Origin of the sequence: Bacillus timonensis (assembly GCF_000285535.1) — a bacterium.
Lineage (GTDB): Bacteria > Bacillota > Bacilli > Bacillales > Bacillaceae_L > Ferdinandcohnia > Ferdinandcohnia timonensis.
Genome location: NZ_HE610986.1, coordinates 275,760 through 298,024 on the forward strand (window position 1 = coordinate 275,760; position 22,265 = coordinate 298,024).

At 38.6% G+C, this 22,265-nt stretch carries 19 protein-coding genes, 1 pseudogene and 1 riboswitch; of the genes and pseudogenes, 1 reads left to right on the forward strand and 19 read right to left on the reverse strand.

The annotated features are described in order from the left end of the window. Positions 1 to 177: 177 nt before the first annotated feature. Positions 178 to 915 (reverse strand): annotated as a pseudogene (locus BTHG_RS09900) (REP-associated tyrosine transposase); the annotation flags it as partial. A gap of 310 nt (positions 916 to 1,225) precedes the next feature. Between BTHG_RS09900 and BTHG_RS09905 the strand changes: the two are divergent. Continuing rightward, complete coding sequence (locus BTHG_RS09905) at positions 1,226 to 1,621, forward strand: NUDIX hydrolase (RefSeq protein WP_010676595.1); 396 nt, start codon at positions 1,226 to 1,228, stop codon at positions 1,619 to 1,621. Between the two features lie 3 nt (positions 1,622 to 1,624). On the opposite strand, the gene BTHG_RS09910 is transcribed toward BTHG_RS09905, so the two are convergent. The 18 genes from BTHG_RS09910 to BTHG_RS10000 form a co-directional block, all read right to left on the reverse strand. After that, entirely contained in the window at positions 1,625 to 2,131 is a 507-nt protein-coding gene (locus BTHG_RS09910) for a hypothetical protein (protein WP_010676596.1), read from the reverse strand. A 181-nt stretch (positions 2,132 to 2,312) separates the two neighbouring features. Then, positions 2,313 to 5,180, reverse strand: a complete 2,868-nt coding sequence (gene uvrA / locus BTHG_RS09915) for an excinuclease ABC subunit UvrA (RefSeq protein ID WP_010676597.1) — start codon at positions 5,178 to 5,180, stop codon at positions 2,313 to 2,315. Positions 5,181 to 5,188: 8 nt separating this feature from the next. Beyond that, positions 5,189 to 7,168, reverse strand: a complete 1,980-nt coding sequence (gene uvrB, locus BTHG_RS09920; protein WP_010676598.1) for an excinuclease ABC subunit UvrB — start codon at positions 7,166 to 7,168, stop codon at positions 5,189 to 5,191. Positions 7,169 to 7,500: 332 nt separating this feature from the next. Continuing rightward, positions 7,501 to 7,728: a DUF2198 family protein gene (locus BTHG_RS09925; RefSeq protein WP_010676599.1), complete on the reverse strand. Its 228-nt coding sequence runs from the start codon at positions 7,726 to 7,728 to the stop codon at positions 7,501 to 7,503. Positions 7,729 to 7,804: 76 nt separating this feature from the next. Continuing rightward, complete coding sequence (locus BTHG_RS09930; protein WP_010676600.1) at positions 7,805 to 8,758, reverse strand: ABC transporter substrate-binding protein; 954 nt, start codon at positions 8,756 to 8,758, stop codon at positions 7,805 to 7,807. Positions 8,759 to 8,923: 165 nt separating this feature from the next. Beyond that, a complete protein-coding gene (locus tag BTHG_RS09935; protein ID WP_010676601.1) occupies positions 8,924 to 9,715 on the reverse strand; it encodes an ABC transporter ATP-binding protein in 792 nt (263 codons plus the stop codon). A gap of 9 nt (positions 9,716 to 9,724) precedes the next feature. Continuing rightward, positions 9,725 to 10,783, reverse strand: coding sequence for a FecCD family ABC transporter permease (locus BTHG_RS09940; protein WP_010676602.1), 1,059 nt, complete (start codon positions 10,781 to 10,783; stop codon positions 9,725 to 9,727). A 57-nt stretch (positions 10,784 to 10,840) separates the two neighbouring features. Then, a complete protein-coding gene (locus BTHG_RS09945) occupies positions 10,841 to 12,424 on the reverse strand; it encodes a peptide chain release factor 3 (RefSeq protein WP_010676603.1) in 1,584 nt (527 codons plus the stop codon). A gap of 393 nt (positions 12,425 to 12,817) precedes the next feature. After that, positions 12,818 to 12,902, reverse strand: a riboswitch (cyclic di-GMP riboswitch). 25 nt (positions 12,903 to 12,927) lie between these two features. After that, complete coding sequence (locus BTHG_RS09955; RefSeq protein ID WP_010676604.1) at positions 12,928 to 13,497, reverse strand: phage protein; 570 nt, start codon at positions 13,495 to 13,497, stop codon at positions 12,928 to 12,930. A 131-nt stretch (positions 13,498 to 13,628) separates the two neighbouring features. Beyond that, positions 13,629 to 14,084: an NUDIX hydrolase gene (locus BTHG_RS09960; protein WP_010676605.1), complete on the reverse strand. Its 456-nt coding sequence runs from the start codon at positions 14,082 to 14,084 to the stop codon at positions 13,629 to 13,631. Positions 14,085 to 14,096: 12 nt separating this feature from the next. Further along, a complete protein-coding gene (locus tag BTHG_RS09965) occupies positions 14,097 to 14,381 on the reverse strand; it encodes a hypothetical protein (protein WP_010676606.1) in 285 nt (94 codons plus the stop codon). 254 nt (positions 14,382 to 14,635) lie between these two features. Beyond that, complete coding sequence (locus BTHG_RS09970) at positions 14,636 to 16,033, reverse strand: S1C family serine protease (protein ID WP_010676607.1); 1,398 nt, start codon at positions 16,031 to 16,033, stop codon at positions 14,636 to 14,638. A gap of 210 nt (positions 16,034 to 16,243) precedes the next feature. After that, the gene (locus BTHG_RS09975; protein ID WP_010676608.1) at positions 16,244 to 17,650 is read right to left on the reverse strand and encodes a sensor histidine kinase; all 1,407 of its coding nucleotides are present in this window, start codon (positions 17,648 to 17,650) and stop codon (positions 16,244 to 16,246) included. Continuing rightward, the gene (locus BTHG_RS09980; RefSeq protein ID WP_010676609.1) at positions 17,647 to 18,348 is read right to left on the reverse strand and encodes a response regulator transcription factor; all 702 of its coding nucleotides are present in this window, start codon (positions 18,346 to 18,348) and stop codon (positions 17,647 to 17,649) included. The genes BTHG_RS09975 and BTHG_RS09980 overlap by 4 nt, the downstream gene beginning before the upstream one ends. A 73-nt stretch (positions 18,349 to 18,421) precedes the next feature. Then, positions 18,422 to 19,705 (reverse strand): serine hydrolase domain-containing protein, encoded by a 1,284-nt coding sequence (locus BTHG_RS24645; protein WP_010676610.1) that lies wholly within the window; start codon positions 19,703 to 19,705, stop codon positions 18,422 to 18,424. A gap of 50 nt (positions 19,706 to 19,755) precedes the next feature. Continuing rightward, positions 19,756 to 20,703 carry a cation diffusion facilitator family transporter gene (locus tag BTHG_RS09990; protein WP_010676611.1) on the reverse strand — a complete coding sequence of 316 codons (948 nt, stop codon included), beginning with the start codon at positions 20,701 to 20,703 and terminating at the stop codon, positions 19,756 to 19,758. A 12-nt stretch (positions 20,704 to 20,715) separates the two neighbouring features. After that, positions 20,716 to 21,024, reverse strand: a complete 309-nt coding sequence (locus BTHG_RS09995) for an ArsR/SmtB family transcription factor (RefSeq protein WP_010676612.1) — start codon at positions 21,022 to 21,024, stop codon at positions 20,716 to 20,718. Positions 21,025 to 21,040: 16 nt separating this feature from the next. Further along, positions 21,041 to 22,090, reverse strand: coding sequence for a flavin-containing monooxygenase (locus BTHG_RS10000; RefSeq protein WP_010676613.1), 1,050 nt, complete (start codon positions 22,088 to 22,090; stop codon positions 21,041 to 21,043). Positions 22,091 to 22,265 lie beyond the last annotated feature (175 nt).

The following is a 22,265-nucleotide window of genomic DNA, read 5'->3' on the forward strand; positions in this document are numbered from 1 at the left end:
AAAAAATAGCTCCTAACAAAATCTCAATAACTCGAATCGTGATTTTCATTTTCTCCCTCCTTTTGGTGAACCATAGGGACGGTTCTTGTGGTTCCCTTATTTTTAACTATTCCGAAAATTGTGCAAGATGGTGCCAGGAGAACCGTCCCCGTGGTCCCTGGTTCCCTTGTCCCGTGGTTATATTTTTGATATTACTTTGCGGCTAATTCCGGTAAGTCGTGCTAGCTGTCTTGAGGAGAGTCCTTTTGATTTTAGTTTTTTGATATGTGTATCTCGAGTGTCTGGATTTGTTATTTTTTGAAGGTCTATGCAGTGGTCTACTTCGCAGATATTTTTGATGATTTCTATTGCTTGTTTGTCGGTAAGTTTGGTATTTTCATTGATTTCAAGGTAATCCACTTCAGATTCTTGCATGTGGAATTTTTTGAAATGAACCAGTGCTATATTTATATCTTTATGAAACAATTTCAGAATAAAGTCCTTTTCTATGATTCTAGACTTTCCGATATATTCACCATAGCTACTCCATGGGTAGCTTAAAAGATTCTCAACAATTCCAGCTTTTAATGGATTTTGGTGGACATATCTAAGTACATTTAATAAATATGAAAGATCCTCAACCACCTCACTTTTAAATCTATCTTGAAACAAATGCCCGTTTCGCTCATACTTTGAGTTATACCAATAGACAAAGCTTGTACCAACACGCCTCATTATACTGCCAATCTCTTCATCCCCCTCCTTTAAGAGAAGATGAACATGATTCCCCATTAAACAATACGCGTAGATTTCAAAGCAACTTTTCTCTTTAACTCTCCTAAGAGTCTCCAAAAATTTTATAGCATCCTCTTTTTCCTCAAATATTGTTTGACGATTAATACTTCGTAAAATGACATGATAAACATTTGTGCGACTTTTTTTCCTTGCCGTCCTAGGGCATAAACATCACCTCATACTATTTTTTATACGTTGGGAATTTGAAACAATCAAGGAAGGAATAGCGGAAAATAGAAAAGAATTAAAAGAAGAGTATAATGGAGAAACTTACCAAATATATAGTATCATAATTTACAAGAAAAAACGTTAGATAATTTTATGGCTATCCCTGAGAAAACCATGGGGAACCACAGGGACGGTTCTCGTGGTTCAGTTCTTTTTGGGAATGACATTCCAATATCCCCTGCTCCCTACCATAGGAGTAGAATCGTAGTAAAGGAGAATTTAAATGAGGGACAGAGGTTCAGTGGTATTAATTGAAAACAATAAAGTTGGTCTTATCAAAAGGGTTTGGAATAATCTTGTTTATTATGTATTTCCTGGCGGTGGCATGAAGGATGGAGAATCCCCCAAAGAATGTGCGGTAAGAGAGGCCTATGAAGAAATAGGGGTCAAAGTCAGGATTCATGAATGCATTGGAACTGTCGAATATAAAGGAACCCAATATTTTTTCTTAGCAGAGATCATTCTAGGCGAGTTCGGAACAGGCACTGGAGATGAGTACTCTGATACGAATAGAAACAGGGGCTCATATACTCCCGTTTGGATAGAACTAGAACAACTTCCATTACTCGACGTAAAGCCAAAGGAAATTGCTATAAAGATCCAAAACCTGTTCGCTTAAAATTTAACTGCGGTAATTCCTCAACTCCCGCGCCAAAATCGACCGGCGAAAGCCTTTTTGATGGATGAACTCTTTTATTTCCTCTACGATCATATAAGAAAGGCGAATGTGATAATAATTGATATGTTCGATGATGGCAAATCCATATAAGAAAAGATACCAATAAAGTCCTTTCGAAAACGTGGTTTGGTAGACAAGTACAGGTATGCCAATCATAATTAATACGAGATTACTAACCTTAAAGAAACGAAAACGTGCAAGATGTTTATCAGTTAATGAAGAACTTTTGCCTTGTTTGACCTGTTTCCACTTAAGGCACCAATATAAACTCCCCTGGAGTAAGATGTATTCTAAAATACAAAAAACAAATATATGGGGAAATGTGGTTAGATAATGATTAGACCAATCAAACGTTGGGATATATATCATCCATAAGATTGGGAATAGAACGGCAGCTGATAATTCTCCGGTCCAAAGACTAAATAACTTTTTCTGGGCTTTTTCTTTCATGGGTATCACCTATCAGTTAGATTCTCTTAACAGAATACCATATTTTCCCTGAAACGAAAGAATTAATTAAAAAATCCCGTTCTGCCTCTTTCGCAAGAATCGGGATTATTTTGATGCGAGGAGCCACAAGAACCGTCCCTGTGGTTCCACATTGGGACCAAGAGAACCGTCCCCCTGGTTCCTAAACGGTTTCTTTTTCTTTGATTAGTTCTTTCATGCGCTGGCGGTCGCGTTCTAGGACTGGTTTTAGGTAATGTCCGGTGTGGGATGCTTCGATTTTTGTGATGTCTTCTGGTGTACCAGTTCCTAGGATGGTTCCACCTTTGTCACCGCCTTCTGGTCCTAGATCAATGATGTAGTCGGCAGCTTTGATGACATCGAGATTATGTTCAATGACTAAGACCGTATCACCATTTTCTACAAGTCGTTGCAATACCTTAAGCAGTCTTGAAATGTCATCCACATGTAGGCCTGTTGTTGGCTCGTCTAAAATATAAAATGATTTACCAGTGGAACGACGATGTAATTCTGAAGCGAGTTTCACACGTTGCGCTTCTCCACCAGACAAGGTTGTTGCAGGTTGTCCCAATTTGACATAGCCTAACCCAACATCATAGAGCGTTTCAATTTTACGCTTGATACGTGGGATATTTTCAAAAAAGGATAGTGCATTCTCAACTGTCATGTCTAAAATATCTGAGATATTTTTGTCCTTATATTTTACTTCTAATGTTTCACGGTTATAGCGTTTCCCATGACAAACTTCACATGGCACATACACATCGGGTAGGAAGTGCATTTCAATTTTAATAATCCCATCACCACGGCAAGCTTCACAGCGTCCACCTTTTACATTGAAGCTGAAGCGTCCCTTCTTGTAACCTCTTACCTTCGCTTCATTTGTATTAGCGAATAGGTCACGGATATCGTCAAAAACACCAGTGTAAGTAGCTGGATTTGAACGAGGTGTTCGTCCAATCGGTGATTGATCAATATCGATTACCTTTTCTAATTGCTCAATCCCTTTAATCGCTTTATGTTCTCCAGGTTTAACTTTGGCACGGTTTAGTTTCTGTGCTAGTGCCTTCTGGAGAATTTCATTTACTAATGTACTTTTTCCAGAGCCTGACACACCAGTTACCGCAACGAACATACCAAGCGGAAACTTCACCGATACATTTTTTAAGTTGTTTTCTTTCGCTCCAACAACTTCAATATAACGTCCATCTGGCTTCCTTCTTTCAACTGGAAGTGGAATGAATTTTCTTCCAGAAAGATATTGACCGGTTAAGGAATCTGGGTCCTCCATTACTTCTTTTGGTGTACCCGCTGCAATAACCTCTCCACCGTGAATTCCAGCGCCCGGCCCGATATCAATTAAGTAATCAGCAGCAAGCATTGTATCTTCATCATGTTCAACCACGATTAACGTATTTCCAATATCCCGCATTGTTCTTAATGTCCCGATAAGTCGATCGTTATCCCGTTGATGTAAACCAATTGATGGTTCGTCTAAAATATAGAGAACACCGGTTAAGCGTGAACCGATTTGAGTAGCAAGACGAATTCGTTGTGCTTCACCACCAGACAAGGTTCCAGCTGCCCGACTTAATGTTAGATAATCCAACCCGACATTAACTAAGAAACCAAGTCTTTCTTTGATTTCTCGAAAAATGAGATTAGCAATCTTCATATCTTTTTCAGAAAGCTCTACATTTGCAAAAAACTCATACGCTTCATTAATTGAAAAATCGGTAACATTGGAGATATGCTTACCCGAAATAAGAACAGCCAGGCTTTCCTTTTTTAAACGGTGACCTTTACAGGTTGGACAAGGCCGTTCTGCCATGTATTTCTCCATTTGTTCACGAATATAGTCTGAACTTGTTTCTTTATAGCGTCTTGCCACATTATTGAGGACTCCCTCAAACTGAATAAAGTTTTCACGAACTTGGCCGAAATCATTTTCATAATGAAAAAAGATTTCCTCACCGTCACTACCATATAAAACCTTATCCATAAGATGTTTCGGTATATCCTTTACAGGAACATCCATATCAATTCCGTAATGATTACAAACCGCTTCAAGCAATTGCGGATAATATTGTGAGCTTGTTGGTTCCCATGGGGCAATGGCATGCTTTCGAAGTGATAAATCCCAGTTCGGAATTACAAGATCAGGATCCACCTCAAGTTTACTACCTAACCCATCACAATCGGGACATGCTCCAAATGGACTGTTGAAGGAGAACATTCTTGGCTCAAGTTCCCCAATTGAAAAGCCACATAATGGACATGAATGTAGCTCACTGAACAATAGCTCTTCTTCCCCAATCACATCTATGATTACTTTACCTTCCCCGAGACGAAGGGCTGCTTCAAGGGAATCTGAAAGTCTTGCTGTAACTCCCTCTTTTACTACAATTCGGTCAATAACAACCTCTATTGAATGTTTTTTATTTTTTTCAAGTTCAATCTCTTCAGATAGCTCAAGCATTTCCCCATCAACGCGAACCCTAACATACCCCTGCTTTTTAATATCCTCTAAAACTTTCACATGGGCACCCTTACGACCTGAAACAACAGGAGCAAGTACTTGCAACTTTGTTCGTTCAGGATATTCTAAAATTCGATCCACCATTTGCTCAACGGTTTGAGAAGTGATTTCGATTCCATGATTCGGACAAACTGGTTTTCCGACACGTGCAAACAACAGTCGTAAGTAATCATAAATCTCCGTGACTGTTCCAACGGTTGACCTTGGGTTCCGACTTGTTGTTTTTTGGTCAATAGATATCGCAGGGGAAAGGCCTTCGATTGAATCGACGTCTGGTTTATCCATTTGTCCTAAAAATTGACGTGCGTATGCAGAGAGGGACTCGACATAACGACGCTGCCCTTCCGCATAAATGGTGTCAAATGCAAGGGATGACTTTCCTGAGCCAGATAGACCTGTTACAACAACTAATTTATCTCTTGGAATCGTCACATCAATATTTTTTAGGTTGTGTGCCCTTGCACCTTTGACAACTATCTTTTCTAATGCCATGTTTTACGTCATCCTTCCGCTTTTAACTCCAAAATTAAATCACGTAATTCAGCTGCTCGTTCAAAATTAAGTGCTTTTGCTGCTTCTTTCATTTCTACTTCCATATCAGCAATCACTTTATCGCGCTCTTTCTTCGATAATCCGGTTAACTTAGGTGCTGCTTCGTAGTTTTCCGTTTCCTCGGCCGCAACAGTAGCACGAATGACATCTCGAATATCTTTTTTGATGGTTTGCGGGGTAATTCCATGCTTTTTATTGTATTCCTCTTGGATTTCACGACGACGTTTTGTTTCATTAATCGCAATTTCCATAGATTTTGTCATCTTATCCGCATACATGATGACTCTTCCGTTCGCATTTCTTGCCGCACGACCAATGGTCTGGATAAGTGACCGTTCAGAGCGCAGGAATCCTTCCTTATCCGCATCAAGAATCGCAACAAGTGACACTTCTGGAATATCCAAACCTTCACGGAGAAGGTTAATTCCTATTAAAGCATCATGTTTCCCCATCCGAAGATCGCGAATTATTTCAATCCGCTCAAGGGTCTTGATTTCTGAGTGTAAATAAGTTACTTTGATTCCGATTTCCTTCAGGTAATCCGTTAAATCCTCTGACATTTTTTTCGTTAATGTTGTAATAAGAACTCGTTCATTCTTGCTCACACGATCTTGGATTTCACCTAATAAATCATCAATTTGGCCTTGAATTGGTCGGACATCAATGATTGGATCAAGTAATCCAGTTGGACGAATGATTTGTTCCACCATCTCATCCGTATGTTCAATTTCGAATGGTCCAGGTGTTGCGGAAACATTAATAATTTGGTTAATATGCTTTTCGAATTCCTCAAAACGTAAAGGTCGGTTATCCAATGCTGAAGGAAGACGGAAACCGTGATCGACCAATACTTGTTTCCTTGCTTGGTCACCATTAAACATACCTCGAATTTGCGGTAATGTAACATGGGACTCATCCACAACAATTAACAAGTCTTCAGGAAAATAATCCAACAATGTATATGGTGTTGATCCAGGTGGTCGCAATGTTAGATGACGTGAATAGTTTTCGATTCCTGAACAAAAGCCCATCTCACGCATCATTTCAAGATCATAATTTGTCCGTTGCTCTAGTCGTTGTGCTTGTAGAAGTTGACCATTTTCTCGAAGTTCTGCCAACCGTTCTTCAAGCTCTGCTTCTATATTTTTAATCGCAATTTGCATTTTTTCTTCACGTGTTACGAAGTGGGATGCTGGGAAAATTGCAACATGCTCTCGTTCACCAAGTATTTCCCCGGTTAGAGCATCGACCTCACGAATCCGGTCGATTTCATCGCCAAAAAACTCCACACGAATACAGTGCTCATCACGTGAGGCTGGAAAAATCTCTACTACGTCCCCTCTAACACGGAAGGTTCCGCGCCGGAAATCAATGTCGTTTCGTTCATACTGAACGTCCACTAATTTATGTAAAAGTTCATTTCGTTCGATTTCCATTCCTGTACGGAGGGAAACAACGAGTTCCCGATATTCCTCCGGAGAACCCAATCCATAGATGCACGATACACTGGCAATGATGATGACATCACGTCGTTCAAAAAGCGAAGATGTTGCAGAGTGGCGTAGTTTATCAATTTCATCATTGACGCTTGAGTCTTTTTCGATATATGTATCAGAGGATGGAACATACGCTTCCGGCTGGAAGTAATCATAATAGCTGACAAAGTATTCAACAGCATTATTAGGAAAGAATTCTTTAAACTCACTATAAAGCTGCCCTGCCAACGTTTTATTGTGTGCGATTATAAGTGTTGGCCGATTAACTTCTTTGATGACATTTGAAATCGTAAATGTTTTTCCTGTTCCAGTCGCACCTAACAAGGTCTGATATTTTTTTCCCACCTTAATTCCATCAATAAGTTCTTTGATTGCTTTCGGTTGATCACCTTGAGGTGAATACTTGGAGACTAATTCAAATTGATCCTTCATTTGCCTTCCTCCCATCTATTTTTCGCTATCTATCTGAACTGTTTTGTGTAATTTTCGTTGACTATTTCTCGATAGAAACATTGTACCACAAACTGACCTAAAACAAACAAAAATACGAACTGATATTCGATTTTTTTAAAATCATTTTCTTTGAATTCGGGATAATTAGGAAAAAGGAGTTTGAACTAGTAGTGGAGCAACTGGAAACGTAGACATTAAGAGAGTCATAATCGAAGTTTGAGAAGATTATTAATGTGAAAAGTTCCACTCTAAAATGATTATTCAGAGCAAAACCAAAGAAAAAAATCCTTCATAACTCGATGAAGGACCTTTTATTTTTTCGCTCTTTTTCCCATATTTCTCGCGTAGAGGAAACCTGCTCCGAGCGAAATGATATCCGCAATGATTACAATAGTGAATTCCGCGTATCCTTTATAAATAGACGCAGCAATAAGGGCAAAAGCTAGTAATAAACCTACATAATAATTATAGGTCACCCTTGTAAAAAAAACGACGAGTACACCCGGAAGAATGATCGCCAGCAATAATTTCAATAGCATCAAATTCGATTCCTTTCAACATTTTCATAGTTTAAATATAACAAAACTATGAAAGTAAAACACGTTATTAACACTTCTATTTAAACAAGTCCGGATAAAACCCTTTCGCCATTGTCTCTACTGCATATGCCATGCGATTTCCTGGCAATACGCTCTCTAACGAAATGACGAGAAAGTTTTCATTTTTGACACTCTCCAGTTGCGAGAGGGCTGGATCATTTTTAATATCCTTTATTTTTTGCTCAATCGACGGAGCATCATAGTCGTGAATGAGTATGACATCTGGTTGCCTTGAGAGTACTTCCTCGTAGCTAACAGTTGTCCATTGTTTATCTGTAATATCGTCAAAAATGTTTCGGCCGCCAGCAAGTTCAATCAATAGTGTTTCAAAATTTGTACCCCCTGCAGTGAATACTCCATTTCCACCACTATCATACACTAAAACATCAACTGGATCCTGACCTGACAATTTATCCTGCACTTTAGCAATTCGTTCCTTTTGCCCGGCGACAAATGCCTCAGCCCGGTCTTCGATTTCAAAAACCTTACCGATATCACGAATTTCCTGATAGATTTCTTCCAGCGTTGTCGCTTTATTCATATACACCTTGATTCCATAACTTTCTAACTCATCGACATCAAGGCCTTCGCTTCCGAATTCCCAATCGATACCGTAGATAAAATCAGCTCCGCTTGTTAAAACAGCTTCCCTAGTAGCAGAACCGTAAGTGAGCTCAGGAATCTTATCATAATCATCCGCATATTCAGGTAAGGCACCACGACTGTGATTGTCCAAGCTATTTCCAATTACATAATCAGCTAGCCCTAATGCGATAAATAACTCGGTCGCATTTGGTCCCAATGTTAAAGCCTTTGAAGGCTTTTCTGTGATTTCTACGTTTCTCCCATAATTATCAATAAGTAGAGATTGCTCAGATTGCTTTTGAGGGGTAGCAGCTTCTTCCTCTGCACCACATCCTGTTAATACTAATATAAGAATACCAGTGAAAAGCAAAACTAGTTTTTTCATTTATTTTTCTCCTTCAGATCAAATACACCTCGGCGTATGTACGCACGGTTCTTTGTGCCTACACAGGTGGGTCTCAAAAGACGGTACCACAGGAAACTGCGTTTTTAATCTTTTATCGTACGCTCGATAAGTTTCCTTTGAAAATCTGAGGCATCCGCCATAACTTTATTCAGCTTCATCTGGATAAAGCAAACTTACTGGTAAATAGGTCACAGTTACTTTTTTTGTTGCTGGATGAATATTTACATCAGTTCTGACTCCGTAAATCTCATAAATCGATTCAGGGGTTAAAACCTCTTCAGGAGTTCCTGCTCTCAACATTCGGCCATCCTTAACGACGTATAGCCTGTCACAGTAAAGAGCAGCCAGATTTAAATCATGGATAGCGGAGATTACGGTAACTCCCAACCCTTTAATTAAATCAAAGATTTGCAACTGGTGTTGAATATCTAAATGATTCGTAGGTTCGTCTAAAAGCAGCAAATCGGTTTGCTGTGCAAGCACTCTGCCTAGCAATACACGCTGTTTTTCTCCACCTGATAGATTACTATAATTTCGTTTTTCCATATCGGTCATCCCAATATGTTTTATCGCATTTGCGACAATCTCTTTATCTTTCGCACTGTCTCCAGTGAAAAATCCTTTGTATGGGCTTCTCCCCATCGCAATGATTTCTTCGACCTTAAAATCAAATGGAATGACTTGTTCTTGTCCGACGACCCCGATTTTCATCGCGACCTTTTTGGAATTCATTTTATCAATATTATCCCCATCTATAAAAACTACCCCGGAGTCTGGTTTACGCGCACGATATATATTTTTTAGAAGGGTTGATTTCCCGCTTCCATTTGGCCCGATGATTCCAATAAATTCGCCCTCTGAGACATGTAGATTCATATCTTCAATAATACTTTTCTCATTCAATGAATAGTTCAAATTCTCAACCTGAAGTTTCAATTTTTCACCTCATTGTTTTTTTGTTTTTAATAACCAAATAAAAAAGGGACCACCGATTAATGCGGTTAAAATTCCAATAGGAAGCTCTTCTGGCGCAATGATCATTCTTGCAGCAACATCGGCCCATACGACAAAAATTCCACCCAGTAATGCACTTATAGGAAGAACTCGTTTATGGTCCGAACCAACGAGAAGTCGTGTGATATGTGGAACCATTAATCCGATAAACCCAATTGTGCCACTAACCGCGATTGTGACACCTGCTAGAAGTGAAGCAACGAGGATTAACATGTTATGCAATCTACGGACATTAAAGCCCAATGTCCCCGCAGTTTCATCGCCAAAAAGCAAGGCATTCAGAGCACGATATTGACTCATTAATGCAATCATACAAATGATAGCCACAATAAGTGGAAGAGTTAAATAGCCCCATTTTGCTCCCGCCAAGCTTCCTGACATCCAAAAAGTGGCATTATGTAATCCCAACGCATTCGGAGCACTTAATGTGATAAACCTAGTGAGGGCATCCATCATCATTGCAAGCGCAACACCTGAAAGTAATAGATGAGTGACATTAATTCTTCCGTTAACCCTTGAAAGAATATAGACTAAAATAATGGTCACAGCCGCTCCAAGAAAAGCGCTGATGGAAAGAGAGTATGTCCCAAAAATTGAAAAGACACCAAATAACATTCCTAATGTTGCCGTTGCGGACGCACCTGATGAGACACCGAGAATGAACGGATCTGCCAAGTGGTTTCGAACCAATGCCTGCATGACAACACCTGTTATCGCTAAGGAAGCACCAACAATGATCCCTAATAACACCCTAGGTAGGCGCAAGCCCCAAACAACATTAACCTCAATCTGTGTCCAGTTATGTTCAATCGTAAGAAATGGAAGTTTTGCGAGTAGGATTTTGATAACTGTTAACGGATGAACAGAGACAGGCCCGATGCCAATTGCCAATAGGATGGACAAAATGCTTACCATAAGCAGAAGCAATGTGATAACCTTCATATTCGGTTCGTCTTGATTAAAAATTTTTCGAATCGAATTCCTGATCATACCTAATCCTTTCTACAAAAACACGAACGCCCAGATACGTGTTCTGAGCGTTTTGTTTTACACACTTTTATAGTCATTGCTTTCATATAAATCGATAAGTTCGATATCTTTATGCTTATCTTGGAAATAACGATACGTAAAGTCATTTTCAAATAATACAACAAAACGGTCATTACGGTCACGAACAAGTAGACTTCTTGAATCAAATTGACGTGTATCCACATCCTTGTTTGCAATCCATCTTGGGATACGACTTCCAAGTGACGTGAACTCGACAGTAACATTATACTCTGCCTCTAATCGGTATTCAAACACATCATATTGAAGCTGACCAACCGCCCCAAGAATGAAATCATCATTGGTTTCCTGTCTGAATAATTGAATCGCACCCTCTTGGACGAGTTGCTCAATCCCTTTTCTAAATTGCTTCGCCTTCATAACGTTCTTAACGCGAACTTTACGATACATTTCAGGTGGGAACACTGGAAGCTCCTGATAATGCATATCTGCTTTACCTGCCGTTAATGTATCACCAATTTGGTACACGTTCGGGTCATAAATCCCAATTATATCACCTGGATAAGCCTCATCAACTGTTTCGCGGCTTGCTGCCATAAATTGCTGGGTCTGATTCAATTTTATTGATTTACCTGTACGAGTGATAGTAACACTCATTCCACGCTCAAACTTTCCAGAGCAGACACGTAGGAACGCAATTCGGTCACGATGTTTCGTATTCATGTTTGCTTGGATTTTAAAAATATAGCCTGAGAATGTTTCATCTTCTGGTGGAATTAAGCCAACATTTGTTTTACGAGGCTTCGGTTCTGAAGCAAATCGTAAAAATGTGGTAAAAAAGGTTTCCACTCCAAAGTTAGCGAGCGCACTCCCGAAGAACACAGGTGTAAGTTCACCATTTACTACACGCTCCACATCAAAATCGTTTCCGGCCTCGTCTAGTAAAAGTAATTCATCTTGTGTACTGTCATAAACAGGGGTATCTGTAATTGCTGGATGTTTTCCATCCTCTAATTCCTGTAATGGAATAATTTTTTCATCTTCGTTTCCGGTAAAATGAACAAATTGATTGTTATATCGATCAACAATACCTAAAAAACGTTTCCCCATTCCGACAGGCCAATTCATTGGATATGACTCGATTCCAAGGACTTCTTCGATTTCGGCTAAAAGATCTAATGGATCCTTACCTTCACGGTCAAGCTTATTAATGAATGTAAAAATCGGGATTCCTCTCATTCGACAAACCTTAAACAACTTAATCGTTTGCGGCTCAACACCCTTTGTGGAGTCGATTATCATTACAACACTGTCCACAGCTGTTAACGTACGATAGGTGTCCTCACTGAAATCCTCGTGTCCTGGTGTATCAAGAATATTGACATAGTAGTCCTCATAAGGAAAACTCATGACACTTGATGTAACCGAAATTCCACGTTGCTTTTCAATCTCCATCCAGTCTGATGCAGCAAATTTCCCTGTTTTTTTTCCTTTTACCGTACCTGTTTCACGAATTACATTTCCAAAATATAATAATTTCTCAGTCATCGTCGTTTTACCGGCATCCGGGTGAGAAATGATGGCAAATGTTCTTCGTTTTTGAACTTCATCTATATAGCTCATGCAAATTATCCTTCCGTTATCACAGTTTCTATCTAAAAAAATATATCATATTAAAAAAAGAACTACAACGTGAATTGATTCCAATTTCGCAACGGATTTTTTTGAAAAAAGGGGAAATCTGTGATACAAATCACAGCCTCGCATGTAGGTGCACACTATACTAAATGTAGAAATAGAAAATCAATAACGAGGTGAAGGTACATGTTTGCAGCATATTTTATAGTTTTCAGTCTTGTTTTGATTTGCGTAGGTTTTACAGTACAAATAATGAACGGTGTTAAAGAAATAGATCGTAAATCACTAAACAAATAGAATAGAAAAAGAAAAGGGGAGAACTAGTTTTCACTAGACTCTCCCATTTTTTCGTCATCAAATAAAGGTACCCTTCCATTCTATAGCAACCCGGCCACCTTAGAGAATCCTCCTTAGGCCCGTGGCTTTGCGTCATTGTCTTTCAACAATTTTGCCTTTTGTATAGTTTGGCTTTTATCTATGATGGTTTTTTATTTTGCGGCTTTACTCATACGTTGATATTTTCGTTGAATGCTAATCGGGCTACGATTTAGTCTTTTTCCAATGTCGGAAAAGGTTGTACCAGTTGCCACAAGCTCAATCATCGAGTGAATTTCAACAGTTGTCCATGCTCGATAATTAACCCTTTTTTGCTTAGAGCGTTCCCCTTCTACCCAACTTGGCTCAGGGACGATTGCATTTTTCTCGATTTTTGAAAAGTCAATTCTGTCTTTATTACACCTTGCCCATTCCCAAAAATCCTCAGGTTTAATAAAATAAAATTTTCGTGTATTTCGTGTTGCCTTTTTAGTGTACTTTAATCCATGGTTATCAATCCAAAGCTTTACAGATTTCGGATCAATTTTTAATAGAGTTGCCAATTCATGCATCGTCAACTGGCCAGTGAAGGATTTCGTATTTGAAATCCCTAATCTTTTAATCTTCAACTCTACCGCTGTTTCGGTTCTATGTAGCTGATTAGCAATAGTAGAGATTTTCATACGACCAACATTATCCTTCAAAAACTCTATTTCCTCATACGTCCATGTTCTTCTTTTCAAATCAAAAATCCCCTTTTCATTCTTAATCGTACTAAGAATGAAAGGCCTTTTGATGACATACTAATCATATCATACTATTGTACTAAAAAAACACCGGTATTTTTAATTTTGCAAGAATTGTCAAGTGCTTTTTATACTTTTCTAGTTTGAAGGTATGTATGTAGCACATTTGGAATAAGTGGATTTATGTTTTCTGGAAGTTGATATAGACCAAAAAATTGTGCATCCAGACCTTCTTCTTTGTTCACTTCAAGTTCTCCCCCAAGAATCTCTTTTGTGACATAGGCAATTGTGATTGGATAAAATTCATCACCATTTGGTAGCGTAACGAAGTGCTCTTTACCAGAAAATACACCTACCAGTTCCAACTTTCCAATTTGAAGCCCTGTTTCCTCTAGTACTTCTCTCCTACCAGCATCTTCAGTCGATTCCCCTAACTCTAAAAATCCACCTGGAACACCCCAAACTCCATTCAACCGTTGCTGAAGCAGGATCTCGCCTTTTTGATTCAGAACTCCAACTGCCGTACCAACTAAATTAAGTGGACGGCTACCAACAATTTTTCTTAAATCCTCAATATAGCCCATTATAAAACCCTCCTATCTTTTAATCTCTGAAAATAGATAGATAATGAGTCCAATTAGTGCAACCCCAATCGATAAATTCCCATAAAGCTCAACTCTTTCTGGATTGATGAAAAAAACATCTAAGTACTGAACTGAATCCCCGCCTGAGTAGTAGTTATTATTGTGGAGTGCTAATGCATTTAGAGTCCCAAGAAGCATCAGTGACACACCCGCTTGTTTGGCATAATTCTTATGTTTGTTTTTACAAATTCCAATCACAATAAAAAGAAGAAATACACATATGATTGTAAATTTCATATTTCACCCATTTTTTAAATGTTTTATTTATGGAAATATTAACATATTTTGAAATTAAAAGAAATTTGAAATTTCCCGTTTTTTAAGATTCTGTCGTTATATTAGACATGTCGTCAATACATTTAAATTGCTGTCATGAACAAAAACTTGCTGTCGTTTCCCGGGAAATGTTGTCGGCGATAGAAAAATTTGTCGGAAGTATTTCCAACATAAAAGGACTCAAACTATATTTGGTTTGAGTCCTTTTATGTTGATTATTCAATTCCTGTATTATTGCTGGTTAAGGTTAGTTTTGCAGTTTGGAGCTTGTCACCGCGATAGAAGGTTAATTCGATTTCATCGCCTATTTTTACCTTTGAATATAAATATTTACGAAGGTCCATTGAGCTTTTAACCTCTGTGTCATTGATTTTCACGATGACATCGGTCATTTTCAAGCCAGCTTTTTCTGCTGCGGAGTTTTGTGCAACACTTGTAACGATAACTCCTTCTTTTATATCTTCAGGAAGGTCGGCGTAATACATTCTTGGAATTTCCGCTAGATCCGCTAAGCCAATCCCGATAAATGGACGTTCAATTTTTCCATTTTCAATCAAACTGTTAATAATCGGCACAACATCATTACTAGGAATGGCAAATCCTAATCCTTCCACACCGCTATTTGCAATTTTTAAGCTGTTAATACCAATGACTTGCCCTTGCGAATTTAGTAAAGCTCCACCACTATTACCAGGGTTAATGGCAGCATCGGTTTGGATTACGTTTAATTCCCAGCTACCGGCAGAGGTATCAACAGAAATGCTACGATCCTTTGCACTTACAATACCTGAGGTTACTGTTCTTGACAAATCTAATCCAAGCGGGTTCCCAATCGCAAATACCTGATCACCAGGTCTTAGTGACTCAGAATCACCAAATTGAAGAACTGCCTCTACGTTTTTAGAATCTATTTCTAAAACAGCTAAATCTGTTAACGGGTCTGTTCCAATTAACTTAGCCATTGTTTTTTCGCCATTATATAGTGAGATTTCCACTTCATTTGCATTTTCAATTACGTGGTTATTTGTAACGATATACGCTTTATCGCCATCTTTTTGAAAAATAACCCCAGAACCTGTTCCACTTGGGACACTTTGTGAACTGCTTCTGTTAAAAGGATTTTGCTGTGCTTGCATGCTTGTAATTCCAACAATTCCTTTTGATGCATCTTCCACCATATCTGCAACAGATGACGTTGAGTCGTTTACTGCAGTAGGTTGGATTTTTACAGGTCCAGATGCTTCAATCACTTCTGATTGCCCCTCATTAGCAGGTGCACTGGAATTGAAATACCCTTGTAATCCGTCAATATGTGGTGCAACTCCCAGGGTTAATGCCGAACCAAGGACACCCGCTGACACCATACCTAGAAAACCTTTCATTTTTCCTTTTGATTTCTTTTCTTTTGGATTTGATGAGCGAAGTGTCGATTCATTACTGACTGCAGATTGCTGAATCGTATCTTCTTCAACTATCTCGGATGGCACTTGCTCTTCCTCTCGCTCAAGTTTCATTTCTTCCTGTTCGGAATGAATTTCCTTAGTGTTTTCTTCTAGGTTGCTGGACTGCTCATCTGTATGATTAAATTCATCAAAACGTTTTTCGTTTTCCATTATGAATTCCTCCTTGACTAACTCCTTGTATATATCATAGTCAAAAATTATGAACAAAATATTAACAAACCTTGAAAAGACATGGAATTTTAGAAAAGCGCAACCGCCTTGTTAACCCCCACTAGTGCTGGAACTAGGCATCAAAAATTACCTTCATATTGAAATCTATTCTAGCTACTAAAAATCCACCAGTAATTGTGGTGGATTCATTCAAACGGAATGCGGAATGCGGATTTCGAATTTCGTGCCTTTTCCTTTTTCACTTGTTACCTCAATTTTACCGTCATGAAGTTGGACAAGCTGTTTTACTATGGAAAGCCCTAGGCCAAATTGCCCGAATGGTGTTCCAGTTCGCGACACATCTGCCTTGTAAAAACGGTGCCAGATTTTCTCGATTTCTTCTGGGTCAATACCAATTCCTGTATCTTCAATTTCAATGATTGTTTCTTGTTCACCAGCTATTCCACGAATCCAAATTGTGCCGTTTTCGGTAAACTGAATGCTGTTTTTTGTGATATTAATTAGTATTTGAATGAGACGATCGTAATCTGCTGTAATTGGTAACGAATCTGGAACTTCAACGATGATTTGGTCGTTTTTTTCCTCTGCTTGTGGCTCAAGTGTATCTTGAACGATTTCAAGCACATCAAGTAGTTCAATTGTCTCTTTTTTTAGGGTCACTTGATTCGAGCGTATCTTTTCATAATCAAGATTTTCATTCACAAGCCGAATAAGACGCTTCGTTTCTTCGCTGACTAATTGAACACCTTTTGCTTTTTCCTCGACAGGAATCAGGTCATTTTTCAACCCTTCAATTACACCACTAATGGTTGTCAAAGGTGTCCGCATTTCATGAGAGACATCCGCCATGAATTTTCGTCTCCTAGTTTCAAGATTCTCAATTTCCTCCATTGATTTCTGTAAACGCTGCGCCATTTTATTAAAATCCTTTGATAGCTCCCCAATTTCATCAAAATCAGATGAAGGCAATTTTACGGAATAGTCACCAGCAGAAATCATCGATGTTGCCAGCCTTAATCGCTTGATACGCTTCACATGGATTGTCGACAAAATCCAACTCATTAAAAGTGCCACACCCAGTGCCAAAAACATTGTGTAAAACAAATATTGGTTAATATCATGTATCATTTCTTGTGTTCCGCTTATCGGTGATGCAAGTAGAACTCCACCAACAAAGGTTTTACCAATCATATATGGCATTACAATAAACGTCACTTCCTGTTCGAAACGCTTATAATCCTGTTTGACTGAAACGATATGCCCACTGCGAACCTTGTCCCATTCCTTCTTTTTTAATTCCACTTGCGGTACAAAACCACCGGCAGTATTAAGGCTTACACCATTTTCATCAAATACCATAAATAAAATGTTTCGCTCGCCTAGCATGTTTGAGTATTGACGAATCAATGAATCCACATTCGATGAACGACCGAGATCACTGATAATGTTTTCACCATATGTAGTTAATTCTTCTACCTTTTCTTCAAAAACAAGGTTCCCAACATAATGCGCGAACACAATACTTAAAATAATAAATGCCACCACAATCACACTTATGTGACTAACAAGCTGCTGAAACATGTACCGAAATTTCATTTTTCTTCCTCAATGGACTCATCAAATTTGTAGCCTACACCCCATACTGTATGAAAAAAGGGCTGGTTAGCTGTACCTAATTTTTTACGTAGTCGTTTAATATGGACATCCACTGTACGCTCGTCCCCATAAAACTGGTAGCCCCACACACGATCCAATAACTGCTCCCTAGAAAAGACCTGTTTTGGGTGTTGTGCAAAATAATACAATAAATCAAATTCCTTAGGGGTTAAATTCGTAATAGGCGTGCCATTAAGAATGACTTCTCTTGTATTCTTGTTGATTTTAAAATGTTCGGTTTTAAGAGTCTCAGTATCAACTACCTCTTGAGCGGTGTTATTGTAGCGACGAGTGACTGCCTTTATCCGTGCCATTAAGGCAAGTGGGCTAAATGGCTTTGTGACATAGTCATCGGCCCCCATCTCAAGACCTAATACTTGGTCAGATTCACTGTCTTTTGCTGTGAGCATGATAATAGGAACGGTGCTTTTCTCTTCACGAATTTTTCGACAGATGGTTACCCCATCCATTCCAGGTAGCATCCAGTCAACAATTAGTAAATCCCAATTTTCCTCTTTAAAGCGGTTATATCCCTTAAGTCCATCATGAACAAACTCGCCTTTGATGCCTTCCTTTGAGAAAAACATCTCAATCATCGAACAAACACTTTCATTATCCTCTATTACAAGAACTCTCATGTTTCCAACTCCTAATATAAAACCGTAGATACTTCCATTTTACTATACAAAACCCTATTACAAAAAGAAGTGCTTATTTTTTTGTAAACTGTTGTTCACACCCATAACTATCTATATAATGCAGGCTCGTTTTGGTGTTTTCTACTTTAAATGTCAAGGTTTCGTGTAGGAATTCTGATTGGTAAATTAGTTGATTGTCGTCCTTTTTTACAAGATTAATAGGATATGTATAAGGCACTCCATATTTTTTAGGAGCTGTAAAAAATAAAGAAGCGTTGCTGTTGCTTTCAATTATTATCCTTACATTCTCGTTTTCATATTCCCCTACTATTGCCGTTGTGTCGAACTCACTTTTAATTTTTTGTTGGATTTTAAGAGGATGAAGGTTCTCACCAAATACTATCTTCTTAAGATCATTGCTGATTTTTTCGACAGGTGTAATATTTAGATTTGATAATACAATAATGGTTACATCTTTTTCTAAGTACAAATAAAAATCACTTACAAAACCATTCACATCCCCAGAATGGCATGCCACTTTCTCAGGTGAATCCAGTAAAAACCAGCCATATCCATAGCCATCAAGATTTGGGGTAAACATGAGGTCTATATAGTCTTTTCTTAAAATGTCACCATTGTGTAATGCCTGTCCCCACTTAAATAAATCCTCGACCGTGGAATATATTCCGTACGCTCCTAAAGGAAATGACATATCAATATATTCTGTATGAATGATTGTTTCATGTAGGGTGTGACCTGTTGCTAAATAAGGGATTATCGTCCTTCCATCATCAACACCAGTATCCTTCATTCCAAGGTGCCGAAAAATGGTTCTGTCTATAAAATCAGAATAGGAATTACCTGAAATTTTCTCGATAAGAGCCGTTAATACAAGATAACCTGTATTGCAATATTCCATTCTCTCACCTGGCTCAAACTGAAGTGGTAAATCCTTAATGGAATCCAGTACCTTTTCTAGGGTGGACGGAAGCCTCATATTAGTAGTCCAATAGTCAGGTGAGGAAGTGAAGTCAGCAATTCCAGATGTGTGAGATAATAAATGATGAATGGTTATTTTGCTCCCATACTTAAAATCTGGTAAAAATATATCAATCGTATCTGTTAATTCCAGTTTCCCTGCTTCAACTAATTTTAAAATAGCTGCTGCTGTAAATGCTTTTGAAAGTGATCCAATCCGGAACTTTGTTGTTGAAGTGGCAGGTACTTCATATTGGAAGCTTGCATATCCATAGCCCTCTGAGAGCAAGATACTCCCTTTATTTGCTACAAGTACGGCTCCATTAAAATAGCCATGGTCAGAAAGAGCTTTCATATAATTTTGCAGGTTCTTGTTCATAGATTCCTCCTATGTATAGGCAGGGCTATTTTAGTAGCCCCTATTTGTTGCTACACGCGCATTTCCCCATGCTCAATTGCTGATTTCTCAATTTGAATTGTCGTGTGTTCGATTTTGAATTTCTCGCGTATTTTATCAATCACTTGCTGTAAAATTTCCTGACTGTCATGTTCGTCCTTGATGAGAATATGACAAGTAAGTGAATCCATTCCAGATGTAATCGTCCAAATATGAAGGTCATGAACATCGATAACTCCGTCAATCTCCTCAAGAGTGGATTTTACCTCTTTTTGATCAATCGTAATAGGTGTGCCTTCCATGAGGATGTGAACCGAATGTGTTAAAACTCCCCATGCACTTTTTAAAATAAGGATAGCTACTACAACTGAAATAATTGGATCTGCAATATACCACTCAAAAAGTAGCATCAAGAGGCCTGCGATAATCGCACCAACCGAACCCAGTGCATCACCAAGAACATGTAAGTACGCACTTCGTAAGTTGACGTTATTTTTCACATCACCTTTACTAATCAATGACCAGGCACTAAGCAAATTCGCCAAAAGCCCAATTCCGGCAATAATCATCATTGTTCCGCTTGCAACAGTCGGCGGCTCGAAAAACCGCTGAATCGCCTCGTATACGATAAATCCTGCAATGATAAATAACGTAACCGCATTAAAAAGCGCGGCTAAAATCTCAAATCTGTAAAATCCATAGGTTTTCTTCGGAGACGCCGGTCTTGTCGCAAACCAAAACGCTACTAGACTTAAAAAGAGAGAGCTGGTGTCACTTAGCATATGACCAGAATCAGAAAGTAAAGCTAAACTATTTGTAAAAAGACCACCGAAAAATTCAAGTAGCATAATACCTGCTGTAATCAATAAAGCAATCAGTAAACCTTTTTTATTTCCTTCTCGCACCTCATCGAAATGATGGTGGTGATGGTGATGACCATGATGATCATGCCCATGGTGATGGTGATGATGATGTCCCATCATTTTCCCCTCCTATTCATGTTCAATATGATGAATCACTTGGTGTAGCAAGGTAATGACATGTTCATCATCATATGTATAAAGGAATGAGTTACCTTCGCGTCGGTATGTCACCAGGCGAAGATTTCGAAGCAGACTTAACTGATGCGATACGGCTGATTGTGACATTTCGAGAACTTCTGCGATATGAGTAACCGAGCATTCCTCTTGAGATAATAAATAAAGAATTTTTATTCGCGTTGGGTCTGCTAATGCCTTAAAAATGCGTGACGCTTCGTCAATTGTTACTTGGGATAAAAAAGAATGATCCTTTTGTTCCAATTTTTCACCTTCTTTCTTACTGTTGTTTAGTATCCTCGATATGCTGAACAATGTATTTTGCATCGTCTGCGATCCCTTGCAATAAGGCTGAACCTCTTCGGTATTGCCAAGGTAGACCTAAAAAATAAAGACCTTTTATATTTGTAACTCCTCTTGTATGTTGTGGCCGGCCATTTTGATGGAAGACATTTGGAATTTGTAACCAAGGATAATTGGATATAAAGCCTGTGGCCCAAACGATATTAGGGACCTTGACCTCACTTTTATCTTCAAAACAGAAAGTATCTTCTTTTATGTTTGTCGTTCTTGGTTTTATCGTAACTTTTCCAGATTGAATGGCTTTCTTTAATTCAAATCCGAATATGGGATCTGGTCGACTTTTTATAAAAGTACCTAATTTCGATGTGGTACTAGCTTTGAGTATGCCCAATTTTTCAAACCACCAAAAAATGCTTTTGCCTCCAATATCTTGTGGGATAAAGGTGAGTTTTTGACCTACGGAAAGGTACACCCTCCGGTCCTCTGCCAGTTCAACTGCAATTTGTGCTCCAGAGTTTCCTCCACCTACTACTAATACAGGTCCGTCTTTGAGTTGAGTTGGATTTTTGTATTGTGACGAATGGACTTGACGTATATGATTGGGTAGGTTTTTTGCAAAGCTTGGGATAAAAGCCTCTTGAAATGGACCTGTTGCAATTACCACATTTTTCGCCTGAATTGTTTCTACGGTCGTTTCAATTTTGAATTCCTTTTCTTCTTTTGTAACCTTTGTTACTGTTGTATTCATTTGAATCGGTATAGAATGGTGTGATGCGAACTGTGCTAAATAATCGGCGACCTCGTCCTTTGTCGGGTAGCCCTGTCTTGGTCCCTTCAATTCAAGGTTAGGAAGCTCACTGTAAGCTCTTGGTGTAAAAAGGGTTAGGGAATCATACCGGTTCCGCCACGTTTCACCGATTTCCTTTGCCTTATCTAAAAGAAGGAACGATTGATTTGTCTTTTTTAAATAGAAGCCCATCGCTAAACCCGCTTGACCTGCTCCGATTATCACAACATCATACATCATTCATTAAACCCGCTTCCCATAGAAAGTATATGAACATATGCTCATATATAATATTACAAATAAGGATGAATGGTGTCAATTACAATTGGAAGTTTTTTTCAGAACAATGAACATGTCCCTCTGTCCCCGTTCCTACTCTATGAATAATCACATTCCTGCTAGCATAAATTGACTT

What these genes read in the sequence shown, in the direction of transcription:
- BTHG_RS09905 (WP_010676595.1), top strand. Translation starts at nt 1,226, where the DNA reads ATGAGGGACAGAGGTTCAGTGGTATTAATTGAAAACAATAAAGTTGGT.
- BTHG_RS09910 (WP_010676596.1), bottom strand. Translation starts at nt 2,131, where the DNA reads ATGAAAGAAAAAGCCCAGAAAAAGTTATTTAGTCTTTGGACCGGAGAA.
- uvrA (WP_010676597.1), bottom strand. Translation starts at nt 5,180, where the DNA reads ATGGCATTAGAAAAGATAGTTGTCAAAGGTGCAAGGGCACACAACCTA.
- uvrB (WP_010676598.1), bottom strand. Translation starts at nt 7,168, where the DNA reads ATGAAGGATCAATTTGAATTAGTCTCCAAGTATTCACCTCAAGGTGAT.
- BTHG_RS09925 (WP_010676599.1), bottom strand. Translation starts at nt 7,728, where the DNA reads ATGCTATTGAAATTATTGCTGGCGATCATTCTTCCGGGTGTACTCGTC.
- BTHG_RS09930 (WP_010676600.1), bottom strand. Translation starts at nt 8,758, where the DNA reads ATGAAAAAACTAGTTTTGCTTTTCACTGGTATTCTTATATTAGTATTA.
- BTHG_RS09940 (WP_010676602.1), bottom strand. Translation starts at nt 10,783, where the DNA reads ATGATCAGGAATTCGATTCGAAAAATTTTTAATCAAGACGAACCGAAT.
- BTHG_RS09945 (WP_010676603.1), bottom strand. Translation starts at nt 12,424, where the DNA reads ATGAGCTATATAGATGAAGTTCAAAAACGAAGAACATTTGCCATCATT.
- BTHG_RS09960 (WP_010676605.1), bottom strand. Translation starts at nt 14,084, where the DNA reads ATGGGCTATATTGAGGATTTAAGAAAAATTGTTGGTAGCCGTCCACTT.
- BTHG_RS09965 (WP_010676606.1), bottom strand. Translation starts at nt 14,381, where the DNA reads ATGAAATTTACAATCATATGTGTATTTCTTCTTTTTATTGTGATTGGA.
- BTHG_RS09970 (WP_010676607.1), bottom strand. Translation starts at nt 16,033, where the DNA reads ATGGAAAACGAAAAACGTTTTGATGAATTTAATCATACAGATGAGCAG.
- BTHG_RS09975 (WP_010676608.1), bottom strand. Translation starts at nt 17,650, where the DNA reads ATGAAATTTCGGTACATGTTTCAGCAGCTTGTTAGTCACATAAGTGTG.
- BTHG_RS09980 (WP_010676609.1), bottom strand. Translation starts at nt 18,348, where the DNA reads ATGAGAGTTCTTGTAATAGAGGATAATGAAAGTGTTTGTTCGATGATT.
- BTHG_RS24645 (WP_010676610.1), bottom strand. Translation starts at nt 19,705, where the DNA reads ATGAACAAGAACCTGCAAAATTATATGAAAGCTCTTTCTGACCATGGC.
- BTHG_RS09990 (WP_010676611.1), bottom strand. Translation starts at nt 20,703, where the DNA reads ATGGGACATCATCATCACCATCACCATGGGCATGATCATCATGGTCAT.
- BTHG_RS10000 (WP_010676613.1), bottom strand. Translation starts at nt 22,090, where the DNA reads ATGATGTATGATGTTGTGATAATCGGAGCAGGTCAAGCGGGTTTAGCG.